At 45.7% G+C, this 12634-nt stretch carries 10 protein-coding genes; all 10 read right to left on the bottom strand.

The features are described 5' to 3' along the window. Positions 1–206: 206 nt before the first annotated feature. Entirely contained in the window at positions 207–1256 is a 1050-nt protein-coding gene (locus tag JOJ89_RS00050) for an HD-GYP domain-containing protein (protein ID WP_203289296.1), read from the bottom strand. A gap of 105 nt (positions 1257–1361) precedes the next feature. Beyond that, complete coding sequence (gyrA, locus tag JOJ89_RS00045) at positions 1362–3881, bottom strand: DNA gyrase subunit A (protein ID WP_029282898.1); 2520 nt, start codon at positions 3879–3881, stop codon at positions 1362–1364. Between the two features lie 285 nt (positions 3882–4166). After that, positions 4167–5540: a copper amine oxidase gene (locus tag JOJ89_RS00040; protein ID WP_203289295.1), complete on the bottom strand. Its 1374-nt coding sequence runs from the start codon at positions 5538–5540 to the stop codon at positions 4167–4169. A 126-nt stretch (positions 5541–5666) separates the two neighbouring features. Next, positions 5667–5921, bottom strand: a complete 255-nt coding sequence (locus JOJ89_RS00035; protein WP_203289294.1) for a spore coat protein — start codon at positions 5919–5921, stop codon at positions 5667–5669. A gap of 141 nt (positions 5922–6062) precedes the next feature. Next, positions 6063–7985 (bottom strand): DNA topoisomerase (ATP-hydrolyzing) subunit B, encoded by a 1923-nt coding sequence (gene gyrB / locus JOJ89_RS00030; protein WP_029282904.1) that lies wholly within the window; start codon positions 7983–7985, stop codon positions 6063–6065. Positions 7986–8041: 56 nt separating this feature from the next. After that, the gene (remB, locus tag JOJ89_RS00025) at positions 8042–8296 is read right to left on the bottom strand and encodes an extracellular matrix regulator RemB (RefSeq protein ID WP_029282906.1); all 255 of its coding nucleotides are present in this window, start codon (positions 8294–8296) and stop codon (positions 8042–8044) included. A gap of 19 nt (positions 8297–8315) precedes the next feature. Further along, on the bottom strand, positions 8316–9425 hold the full coding sequence (recF, locus tag JOJ89_RS00020; protein WP_029282908.1) for a DNA replication/repair protein RecF: 1110 nt from the start codon (positions 9423–9425) through the stop codon (positions 8316–8318). A gap of 45 nt (positions 9426–9470) precedes the next feature. Further along, on the bottom strand, positions 9471–9689 hold the full coding sequence (yaaA, locus tag JOJ89_RS00015; RefSeq protein ID WP_029282910.1) for a S4 domain-containing protein YaaA: 219 nt from the start codon (positions 9687–9689) through the stop codon (positions 9471–9473). Positions 9690–9894: 205 nt separating this feature from the next. Further along, positions 9895–11031: a DNA polymerase III subunit beta gene (dnaN, locus tag JOJ89_RS00010; protein WP_029282912.1), complete on the bottom strand. Its 1137-nt coding sequence runs from the start codon at positions 11029–11031 to the stop codon at positions 9895–9897. 256 nt (positions 11032–11287) lie between these two features. Beyond that, a complete protein-coding gene (dnaA, locus tag JOJ89_RS00005) occupies positions 11288–12634 on the bottom strand; it encodes a chromosomal replication initiator protein DnaA (RefSeq protein ID WP_029282914.1) in 1347 nt (448 codons plus the stop codon).

Genomic DNA, 12634 nt, shown 5'->3' with positions numbered 1-12634 from the left:
GGTTTTGTTTAGTTTTCAAAGAACTTTTGATGTCGTTTCATCTCGAAGCGACCTAATCAGTATATCACTCTAAAGCCCATTAAGTCAATAACATTTTGAAAATGTTTTTTTGCTAAACTCGCTTATGTAGTGGCTTTCTTACTGACTTTTAGAATTATATCAGCATTCTTTTAAATAAGCAATAAAAAAAGAGCAAAAAGTTGCTCTTATAATATTTCCTCTATATATAGCTGTCTATATTCTTTCAGAGCAATCATTTCACCGCTGTCCTGGAGCTTCACAAGAGGTCTTGCAGGCTGCTGGTCTTCTATAAAGACAATTTCTGCTGTTCGCCCGTCAGACAGCCTGATGAATGTTCCGCTGCTGAATGTCAGCAGCCCTTTTCTCAATGCTTTAAGAGCTGAAAGGTCAAATCTGCCAAACTCATCTTCCATCAGCTGCTCAAGAACGAGAAATGGAGACTGCCGGTCCCTGTAAGGCCTGGTGCTGACCATGGCCTGATAGGCGTGGGCGAGTGCTGCAATTTTCCCGTAAGGATGAAGCTGATCTCCTTTAGTGCCGAGGGGATACCCGCTCCCGTCCATTCGTTCATGATGCTGCAGGACACCGATCTTGACAGCTTCTTTTAAAGAGACAATGTTTTTAAGCATCTTATAGCTGTGTACAGGATGCTGTTTGATTTCGTCAAATTCCTTTGCCGTCAGAGCTCTTTTTTTCTGAATAAACCCCTGATCAAGCTTTGTCAGACCGCAGTCGCAAAGCAGTCCTGTCATTGCAATCTGAATCACGTCGCCGTGCGGGAAGCCTGAAGATTTGGCGAGGCTTGCGCTCAGGAGCGCCGCTGATACAGATTGATGGTAGAGATAGTCTTCTTCTCCTGTATATCCGGTTGTTTTAAACACTTCTGACGGGTGCTGCAGGATATGTTCCACAGCAGGAATCAGAAGATTTCTAACCTTTGAGATGTCAACTGAAGCACCTGAATGCCAGTCCGCATACAGTTTTTTAAAGCCCTGAACAGCAGCATGATAGACTGCCCCAAACGGTGTAACAGACTTGTCAGCCGGAACGTTTTTGTCCTGCTCGGTCTCACTGAATGATTCTATATCTACTGTTTCTATTAAAAACGCATGCAAAACATCGACAAGTTCCCGTTCAAGTACAGTATGTTTCCGCATAAGCGGTTTACCCGATGCTGAAAGAACATCCTTCAGCAAGATGTTCCCCTCATTTATCTGATTGATATGGACCCTCACATGAATCCCTCCCAACCTGATTATAACCCAATATTTTAGAAGGATATGGATTTATTGAATAAAAAAGGCAGAAAAAAAGTACAGCTTCCGCTGTACTTTTCCCCCTTATTCTTCAGTGCCTGATGGATCTTCCGGCGGTGCTTCAGTTTCAGAATCCTGAATCTGTTCTTCTGTCAGATCCTCTTCAGGTTCCAATTCTTCTTTTTCCACTACCGCTACTGTTGCAACGTGTTCTTCGCCGCCAAGCTTAATCAGCTTGACGCCCTGTGTGTTTCGTCCCGTTGTCGAAATGCTGTCAATCGCCATCCGGATCAGAACGCCGCTTGCTGTAATCAGCATCAGGTCCTCTTCTCCTGTTGAAGGCTTAACAGATATGACAGTACCGTTCTTTTCGGTTACATTACATGTTTTAATCCCTTTTCCGCCACGGCTTTGCACGCGGTATTCAGCTGCAGGCGTCCGCTTGCCGAATCCGTTTCGCGTGACAGTCAGAACGTCTGCGTCCTCTTCCAGGATCTCCATGCCGACAACTTCGTCATCCGCATCAAGCGTGATGCCTTTTACCCCTGTAGCCGTACGGCCCATTGAGCGGACGTCTGTTTCCGGGAAGCGGATCAGCATTCCCTTTTTCGTTCCGATCATGATGTGTTTCGTTCCGTCCGTCAGCCTTACAGAAATCAGTTCATCTGCCTCGCGCAGATTGACAGCAATCAGGCCGCCCTTTCTGATGTTGGCAAATTGAGAAAGCGGAGACCGTTTTGAGATTCCTTCTTTCGTCGTGAAGAAGAGAGACCAGTCATCTGCAAATTCCGAAACAGGAATGATGGCATTGACCCATTCCCCTTTTTCAATCTCAAGGAGGTTAATGATCGGCAGACCTTTTGCCGTTCTTCCGTACTCAGGAATCTCGTAGCCTTTTGTACGGTAAACCTTTCCTTTGTTCGTGAAGAACAGGATCGTGTCGTGGGTTGAAGTTGTGAGCAGATGTTCGACGAAATCATCTTCATTCGTGCCCATTCCCTGAATTCCGCGTCCGCCCCTTCTCTGGCTTCGGTATGTCGAGATTGGAAGTCTCTTGATATAGCCGTTGTGCGTCAGCGTGATCACGATGTTTTCAACAGGAATTAAGTCTTCGTCTTCAATCATTTCGATGCCGCCGGTTACAATCTCCGTACGGCGCACATCATTGAAGCGCTCCTTGATTTCTTCAAGCTCCTCGCGGATGATTTCAAGAACTTTCTCATCATCTGCAAGAATTGCCTTCAATTCTGCGATCAGTTGAACAAGACCCTGGTATTCTTCTTCAATCTTTTCGCGCTCAAGTCCTGTTAAGCGCTGAAGACGCATGTCAAGAATAGCCTGAGCCTGTTTTTCAGAAAGAGAGAAGTTGTCCATCAATCCTTGTTTAGCGATATCTGTTGTCTGTGAAGCACGGATAAGTGCAATCACTTCATCCAGATGATCAAGAGCAATCCGGAGTCCTTCCAGAATATGCGCACGTGCTTCCGCTTTGCGCAGCTCAAAGGCTGTGCGGCGGCGGATAATCACCTTTTGATGGTCCAGATAATAGACAAGGAACTGCTTCAGGTTCAGCACCTGAGGCTGTCCGCCTACAAGGGCAAGCATGTTGATGCCGAAGCTTGTCTGAAGAGCTGTCTGTTTAAAAAGATTGTTCAAAAGGACGTTTGAATTTGCATCTTTGCGGACTTCAATGACAATACGCATGCCGTTTCGGTCGGATTCGTCTCTTAAGTCTGTAATTCCTTCGATCTTTTTGTCGCGAACAAGCTCTGCAATTTTTTCGATCAGCTTCGCCTTGTTCACCTGGTAAGGAAGCTCTCTGACGATAATAACTTCCTTGCCTGACGCTTTTTGTTCAATTTCAACTTTTGCTCTGATGGTGATCGATCCCCGGCCGGTTTCATACGCTTTGCGGATGCCGCTTCTGCCGATAATCTGTCCTGCAGTAGGGAAGTCCGGACCCGGAATGATTTCCATCAGCTCCTGTATGCTGACTTCAGGATCTTTGCTGACAGCAAGAACCCCGTCGATGACTTCTCCAAGCTGATGAGGCGGAATGTTTGTCGCCATGCCGACAGCAATCCCCGCTGCTCCGTTTACCAGAAGATTAGGGAACCTTGAAGGAAGCACGACAGGTTCACGTTCAGACCCGTCATAGTTGTCCTGATAATCGATGGTGTCTTTGTTAATATCGCGGAGAAGCTCCATTGCGATCTTAGACATCCTGGCTTCTGTATAACGCATCGCTGCCGCACCGTCTCCGTCAACTGAACCAAAGTTCCCGTGACCGTCGACAAGCATGTAGCGGAAGTTGAAATCCTGTGCCATCCTGACCATAGAGTCATAAACGGCGCTGTCGCCGTGCGGATGATACTTTCCGATTACTTCGCCGACGATACGCGCGGACTTTTTGAACGGTTTGTCCGATGTCATGCCAAGGTCATTCATCGCGTAGAGAATCCGGCGGTGAACAGGCTTCAGGCCGTCACGAACGTCCGGAAGAGCGCGCGAAACGATAACGCTCATCGCATAATCGAGAAAAGAAGAACGCATCTCGTGACTGATATTAATCTCTTTCACGTTAGGTGTTTTGTTTTCTTCCATGAGTTGAACCTCCCTAATCTATCTAGCTCCATAAAAAACGGGAGTTAAAAGTTTTTGTAATGATGTTCATGCTGAAATATATAAGACCATAAATATGTAAGTCTTTCCGATAATTGAATAATAGCCTACTCTCCATTATATCAATAAACCTATGACATTACACGTCAAATTCATAGAAATATCCCGAAAAACCGAATAATCCCTGCCTTTTCGGCAGGGATCACAGTTCTTTTACTCATTTTTTTTAAATAAGGCGGGCCTTGCTTAAAACTTCTGCTCGAGCCCTTAGTTTTTCACTGATTTTTTGCGTGCAATCATGGCGATCGCTGCAGATGCCAGAATAAATCCGAATACGGCCCACATAATGACACCGCTGTTTGACTGGCTCATGCCGCCCATGCCTGTTTTCGGCATGTCAGAAGGCTTTTGCCCCTCAAACTTTTCAGGGAATTGATCCGTAATGGCGCCTGACAGGGCCTGGCCTACTCCAAACATGTGCGAATAAGCAACATGGATATTTTCATAGGCTGCAGGATAGTCTTTTCCTGTGTAGCTGTTAAATGCCGCGAGAAGCTGGTCTACATGCTCTTTGAGACCCGCCTCGAGGTCGGCCGCTTTCAGTCTGCCCTCTGTTGCAGCATCTAGGAATGCCGCCTGCTCTGCACGGTATGCATCAAGCTCCGCCACTGCTTCTTCCTTACCCGCTTCATCGTTTTCAGCAGTTGCTGTCACGTAGTCAACAAAGTAGCCGATGTGGCTGCTCCAGATTTCTTTAAACTGCGCAGCTCCTTCAGCACCGTAGACAGATTCAACAGCTGCTGTCAGATCATCTGTGTTTTCATTTAATGCCGCTGCCGCCGCATCAAAATCTTTTGCTCCGTCAATTCCTTTTTGCATCGTCAGTGCAGCTAATGCTGCGTGCTCTGAAAATACATGATTTAAATCTGCGCGCAAGTCAGCAGCGGCAGTGTCCGGAGATGTATTTTCGAATTTCTCAGGGAACTGGTCGGTGATGGCCCATGAAAGGCTTTTGCCGACTCCGAACATATGGTGCATCGATTCTGTTGCATCATCGTATGCTTTGTCGTATTCACCCGCTCTGTAGCTTTCAAAAGCTCCAATCAGCTGTTCCACATGAACCTTTAGGCCCGCTTCAAGATCTGCCGCTTTCAGGCGGCCTTCTGTTGCTGTATCCAAAAAGCCAGCTTGCTCGGCACGGTACTTGTCCAGTTCTGCAAGTGCCTGTTTTCTGCCTTCTTCATTGTTTTCAGCTGTCGCCGTTACATAGTCTACGAAATAGCCGATGTGGCTGCTCCAGATTTCTTTGAATTGATTTCCCGCTTCTTCACCGTAAACAGATCCTACAGCTGCCGCTAAATCGTCGGTATTTTTATTCAGCTGTCCTGCAGCCGCTTCAAAGTCTTCTTTGCCGTCAATGCCTTTTTGCATGGCAACAACCGCTAAGTATGCATGCTCTGAGAGGATCGCATCAAGGGATGCCCGAAGATCAATGGCAGGGTTTGAAACCTCTGCTGATGCCATGCCGCTGTGGCTTCCGCCGTGGCTGCCTCCGTGATCTTCTGCGTTCACTGTTCCAAAAGCGGGAATCAGCAGGGAAAAACTGAGTGGTACAGCAATCAGTGCTTTTTTCATCTTCATGTTATTCTCTCCTTTTATTTTTATTTATTTGACGTTTACATCATGACTAACGGAGAGAATGAATACATGGATCATTTATCTTTTAAAAAATTAAAAAACATCCTGCCCGGATGTTTTTTAAAGAAATTAATAATACGGATAGTACGGGTACGGCGGATAATAAGGATAAGGATATCCGTAGCCATAGCCCGGCGACAGCAGCGCTCCTGTCGCAAGACCGCCGACAAACCCCGTTGCAAACGGAAAGCCGAAGCCCGGTCTTCCAAAGCCAAATCCAGGTCTTCCAAAGCCGAAGCCTGGTCTTCCAAAGCCAAAGCCCGGTCTCCCGAAGCCTCCTCCAAATCCAAATGGACGCCTCATGTCATATTGCTGATTGTTCATTTCCACGCCTCCTGCTTAGATAAATTGCCTACTTTCTTTACAAAGATATGCAGGGACATGTGAAATGTAGTGGGCTATGACGGAATTTAGGGCAAAAAGAAAAGGCAAAGCCGGGAACCGGCTATGCCTCTATTTATCGCATTAAATATCAAGATTCTTAACATACTGGGCGTTGCCTTCGATAAAGTTCCGGCGGGGTTCGACTTTGTCGCCCATCAGAATATCAAAGGTTTCATCCGCTTCCATCGCATCTTCAAGCGTAACCTGAAGGAATGTACGCGTGTTCGGATCCATCGTCGTCTCCCAAAGCTGCTCGGGATTCATCTCACCAAGACCTTTGTAGCGCTGAATTCCAGGCTTAGGAGTTGCAGGCAGTTCTGCCATAAGCTTCTCCATCTCCCTGTCATTGTACGCATATTCAACCCGCTTGCCCTGCTGCACCTTGTAAAGCGGCGGCTGGGCAATGTAGACATATCCGCTTTCGATGATCTGTCTCATGTAGCGGTAGAAGAACGTCAGAAGCAGTGTGCGGATATGGGCTCCGTCAACGTCTGCATCCGTCATGATGATGATTTTATGGTAGCGCGCTTTTGAAAGATCAAAGTCTTCCGCAATTCCTGTTCCAAGAGCCGTGATAATCGTCCGGATCTCGTTGTTGGAAAGGATTTTATCAAGACGCGCTTTTTCAACGTTGATGATTTTTCCTCTAAGCGGCAGAATCGCCTGGAAATGACGGTCGCGCCCCTGTTTTGCAGAACCGCCCGCAGAGTCACCCTCAACGACGTAAAGTTCTGAGATGGACGGGTCTTTAGACGAACAGTCGGCAAGTTTCCCGGGAAGGTTAGAGATCTCAAGCGCACTTTTACGGCGAGTCAGTTCGCGCGCTTTTTTGGCTGCAAGACGCGCTCTTGATGCCATAACCCCTTTTTCAACAATTTTCTTTGCTGTTGAAGGATTTTCAAGAAGAAACTTCTCAAATGCATCTGCAAAGACATTATCCGTAACAGTCCGCGTTTCTGAGTTGCCGAGCTTCGTTTTTGTCTGGCCCTCAAACTGCGGGTCCGGATGTTTAACAGAAATAATGGCTGTCAAACCTTCGCGCACATCGTCACCTGTGAGGTTGGCATCATTGTCTTTAAATGCGCCGCTTTTGCGGGCATAGTCATTGATGACGCGTGTAAGAGCCGTTTTAAATCCGGCTTCATGCGTTCCGCCCTCATAAGTGTGAATGTTGTTGGCGAACGAATAAATGTTGCTTGTATAGGAATCATTGTACTGAAGGGCAACCTCGACTGTGATGCCGTCCTTTTCGCCTTCCATGTAGACAGGCTCTTCATGAATAACTTCTCTTGTTCGGTTTAAATGCTCAACATAGGATTTAATGCCGCCTTCGTACAGATATTCTTTTTTGCGTTTCGTTTCACGCTTGTCTTCAATTGTGATTTTGATATTGCGGTTTAAGAAGGCAAGCTCTCTTAAACGGTTTGCAAGTGTGTCAAAATCATATTCCGTCGTCTCTGTAAAGATTTCCGGATCAGGGACAAAGTGAGTGGTTGTTCCTGTTACTTCTGTTTCGCCGATTACTGCCAGGTCGGCAGCAGGCACACCGCGCTCAAACTTCTGATAATGAATTTTACCGTCGCGGTAAACAGTGACTTCAAGATACGTGGACAGGGCATTTACGACAGATGCACCTACGCCGTGAAGACCGCCCGACACCTTGTATCCGCCGCCGCCGAATTTTCCTCCGGCATGAAGCACCGTCATAATGACTTCAACTGCAGGACGTCCCATTTTTTCATGGATTCCAACCGGAATTCCGCGGCCGTTGTCTTTTACGGTAATGCTGTTGTCTTCTTCAACGATAATATTAATCTCATCGCAGTATCCCGCAAGAGCTTCATCGATACTGTTGTCGACAATCTCCCAGACCAGATGGTGGAGACCTTTCGCCGCAGTTGAGCCAATATACATTCCGGGACGTTTCCGGACAGCCTCTAAGCCTTCTAGTACTTGTATCTGGTTTTCATCATATGATTGCTGTTCCATTTGTTTTTGTTCCATCGCCACTATGATCACCTACACTTTTCTTAAGGGCTTATAGATTGGGTTCAGAACGTTCATTCTGCCGTCTCTATGTCAAATGAGAATTTTGCACGTTTTTTCAGCGTGCCTGAAGCAAGAGGAGAAAAATAAATCTTGTCTGTCGTCACAACAATCGACTTTGTTTCGCCATTTGCAAGCTTTACCGGCTGATTCTGCTGCTTTTCCAAAAATTCACTGACAATTCCGGACGTCTTTGACGATTGATGATCAATAATCATGACGACTTCCTTTGAAGGAATCACGAAATTGTCTCCCAAGTGGATATACATGAAAAACCACCTCTCTCACTTAAGTAAGCGTGCCTTTTGAAACGCGGTACGTTGTTGCTTCCTTCAGCGTCTTATGGTCAATGCCCTCAACGCTTGTCGTCGTGACAAACGTCTGCACTTTCCCCTGAATTGTATTTAATAAATGCGATTGCCTGTAATCATCAAGTTCAGATAAAACATCATCAAGAAGAAGAATCGGATACTCGCCGATTTCCTCGTGGATCAGATCGATTTCCGCAAGCTTCAGCGAGAGAGCGGTTGTCCGCTGCTGTCCCTGGGAGCCGAACGTCTGAACGTCCCGCCCGTTCACAAAGAAAAGAAGATCATCTCTGTGCGGACCGGCAAGTGTTGCTCCGCGCTCAATTTCTTTTTCTTTTATTTTATCAAACTTCTCTTCATATCCTTCTATCATTTTCGACAAACTTGAGGCTTCTGATACATCGGCGGAGGCTTTATACTCAATCGTCAGTGTTTCAAGCCCCCTGCTGATTCCCTCGTGGACCGGCTGAGCCCATTTCTCTAGTTTGCCGATAAACTCCATTCGCTTTTTCACTACTTTTGCAGCGGATTCCGCAAGCTGCGAAGTCAGCACATCAAGCATCGTCCGGTCGGTCTGCCTCTTCATCTGCAGCTGCTTTAAATACTGATTCCGCTGCAGCATGACTTTTTGAAATTTATTTAAATCATGAAGATAGACAGGCGAAACCTGTCCAATTTCCATATCGATAAAGCGTCTTCTGACCTGGGGGCTGCCTTTTACAAGGTTAAGGTCTTCGGGAGCAAACATGATCACGTTCATCGCTCCGACATACTGGCTTAATTTCTGCTGCTCAATGTGGTTCAGCTTCGCTTTTTTTCCCTTTTTCGAAATGACGAGCTGCATTGGCACAGAACCGTTTTGTTTTTCTGCTCTGCCTTCTATTTTAGCATATTCCTCGTCCCAGTAGATAAGATCTTTGTCATTTGACGTGCGGTGGGATTTGGCCATGGCAAGGACATAGATGGCTTCCATCACATTCGTTTTCCCCTGGGCATTTTCCCCGAGGATGACATTGACCTTGTTTTCAAACTCCGCAGTCAGTTCTTTATAGTTGCGGTAGTTCCGCAGGGACAGTTCTTTGATAAACAAATCCGTTCACCAACTTTAAGTTGTGTATTTCACATCTTGAAACATTCAGCTTTTAACGATAAATGTACCGAAATCAGGAATATCAACAAGATCTCCGTCATAAAGTTTTTTGCCTCGGCGGTTCTCAGGCTCCCCGTTTACAAATATCGCGTATTCCTGAAGAAACCATTTTGCCATGCCGCCGGTCTGGATTACGTCCGCCAACTTTAAAAATTGGCCAAGTGCTATATATTCTGTATCTATTTTAACAGGTTTTCTGGACATTCCGGATCGCCTTCTTTCTAAAATCTCTAACACTTTATTTTACTAAATATGATAGCCATCCCACAATAGGCAGCTGTCTGTTCTTTTTAAAGAAAATCGTGTCTTTCCTGCACGGACACCAATCATGACAAAAGTCCTCCCTGGCCAGGTTGATTCTTTCGCTAAAAAAAGAAAGCTGCCGGCAGACCGCCGGCAGCTTGTGTCATTAATACGTTCTGACAGGGAGAATCAGCTGAAGGATGGAATCGTCATTTGGAGTGCGGATCAAAAACGGTCTCATCGCACCTGTAAAGCTGATGCTGATTTCTGTTCCCTCAAGTGCCTTTAATGCATCCATCATATATTTTGCACTGAAAGAAATTTTTAATTCCTCTCCTGAGAGCTCCTGTGTCTGCACTTCCTCGATGACTTTTCCGATTTCCGGAGTATTCGAAGAAACTTCGACAATTCCGTCTTCAAGCGTAGAGAACTTTACGACGTTGTTTCTGCCTTCTTTTGCAAGAAGAGACGCGCGGTCGATGGCCTGAAGAAAATCTTTTGTATTCAGAACCATTTCTGTTTTGCTTTCAGAAGGAATCAGCCTCGTTGTATCAGGATAGTTTCCGTCAAGAAGTCTTGAGAAGAACAGCAGGTTTTCCGCTTTGAAAAGCACCTGGCTTTCTGTGATCACGATTTCGATTTCTTCGCTCGTATCAGCAAGAATTTTGCTCAGTTCATTTAAACTTTTTCCTGGAATGACAACATTGTAGGAAGTGTCGGCTTCCATTTCAATTTTCGCCTTGCGGAGGGCAAGACGGTGGCTGTCTGTTGCGATGCAGATCAGCTCTTTATTTTCAAGCTTCCAGTTAACACCTGTCAAAATCGGGCGGGTTTCAGATGTTGAAACAGAAAAGACGGTCTGTCGGATCATCGTTTTTAAAAGATCTGTCGGAACTTTAAAGCTGTTGTGCTCTTCTACTTGTGGAAGATGCGGATATTCCTCTGCATCCAGTCCGTTTAAGTTGAACTCTGCTTTGCCCGACCGGATGACTGTCATGTGGTGGCCATGAACCTCCATCTCTACAGAATCCTTAGGAAGTTTTTTAACGATTTCACTGAAGAAACGGGCTTGAAGGACGATGCTGCCTGCCTGCTTGATTTCTGCAATCTCTTTTCCGTTTTCTTCTGTAGGAATGAAAGACTCAATTGAGATATCAGAGTCACTTCCTGTAAGAGTGACGCCTTCTTCTGTTGCCACAATTTTAATTCCCGTCAGGATTGGAATAGTCGTTCTGGACGAAACAGCTTTCATGACATCCTGTACGCTTTGAACAAGACGGTCTTTTTGTATGACGAATTTCATTAGGGTAAATCCTCCTTTTTTTCATACGGCGGAATATTTTTTCTGGTGACTTAATATATATATCTTTTAAAGAAAAAAATAGTAGAAGTACTAGTAGGGCCTGTTGATATGTGTATAACTCTGTTGAAGAAAGGAAACACAGCCTATCCACATGTGGACAGACTGTGTATGAATCGTATTGGGTTATTCACATTATCCCGGATGCTCTATTTTATTTTGAGATGATTTTGCCTGGTTTATGCTGCTAGAGAGAGAGCTAGTTCTTCAGCATGCTCTCTATTTCTTTCAGCTGTTTCACAAGCTGGTCATCAGCCTGAAGGAGCTTGGAGATTTTCTCATGGGCATGAATGACGGTCGTATGGTCGCGGCCTCCGAATTCCTCGCCGATCTTCGGAAGGGAGGAATCAGTCAGTTCCCGTGACAGATACATCGCGATTTGTCTTGGAAAAGCGACGGATTTTGTTCGTTTCTTTGCTTTAAAATCCTCAAGCTTCACGCTGAAATGCTGGCCTACCATGCGCTGAATATCCGCAATGGTGATCATTTTCGGCTTTGAGCTCGGGATGATATCTTTTAAAGCTTCTGCAGCAAGATCTGCATTTATGTCTTTATTGATAAGGGATGAATAAGCAACAACCCGAATAAGTGCGCCTTCAAGTTCACGAATATTGGAATCAATTTGATTGGCGATATAAAGCATGACTTCATTAGGGATATCAAGGCCCTCAGCCTTTGCTTTTTTTCTGAGAATCGCAATACGCGTCTCAAGATCCGGAGGGGTAATGTCCGTAATCAGTCCCCATTCAAATCTGGATCTGAGGCGGTCTTCTAGTGTCGGTATTTCCTTTGGAGGACGGTCGCTGGAAATGACAATCTGCTTGCTTTCTTCATGCAGGGTGTTAAACGTATGGAAAAACTCCTCCTGCGTCTGTTCTTTTCCGGCAAGAAACTGAATATCATCTATAAGCAAAACGTCAACGCTGCGGTATTTGTTGCGGAAATCTTTCGCCTTGTTGTCACGGATGCTGTTAATGAATTCGTTCGTGAATTTCTCTGAGGACAGGTAAACGACCTTCGCATTTGGTTTATGATCAATGACATAATGGCCGATTGCATGCATAAGATGCGTTTTTCCAAGTCCTACTCCCCCGTAGATAAACAGCGGATTATAGGCTTTAGCAGGCGCTTCTGCCACGGCAAGCGACGCTGCGTGCGCAAACCTGTTGCCTGAACCGATAACGAATGTATCAAACGTATATTTAGGATTCAGCATATTTTGAGGCAGCTCGATCTGCTCTTCGTCTTTTGCCACCTGCTTAATCGGTGATTTCGGCATAAAATCTGCTTCGTTCTGATTTTGGGGAATAATGAACTTGATCAGCAGCTCCTCGCCCGTCAGTTCATATATGGTATTGGCAATCAAATGCAGATACCGTGATTCCAGCCAGTCGCGTGCAAATTCATTAGGCGCCGTAATCGTCAGCGTGTCTCCTTTAAGCGCATGGGCCTTCGTCGATTTCAGCCACGTTTCAAAGCTTGGCTTGCTGAGTTTTTTTTCAATTTCAGACAGCGCCTTGCTCCACAGCTCATCAATGTTCTCCAT

It is taken from the genome of Metabacillus sp. cB07, assembly GCF_016839225.1.
In the GTDB taxonomy this organism is placed as follows: Bacteria; Bacillota; Bacilli; order Bacillales; family Bacillaceae; genus Bacillus_P; species Bacillus_P indicus.
The sequence above is the reverse complement of the archived record's forward strand: the minus strand, read 5'-3'. Positions and strand labels throughout refer to the sequence as shown.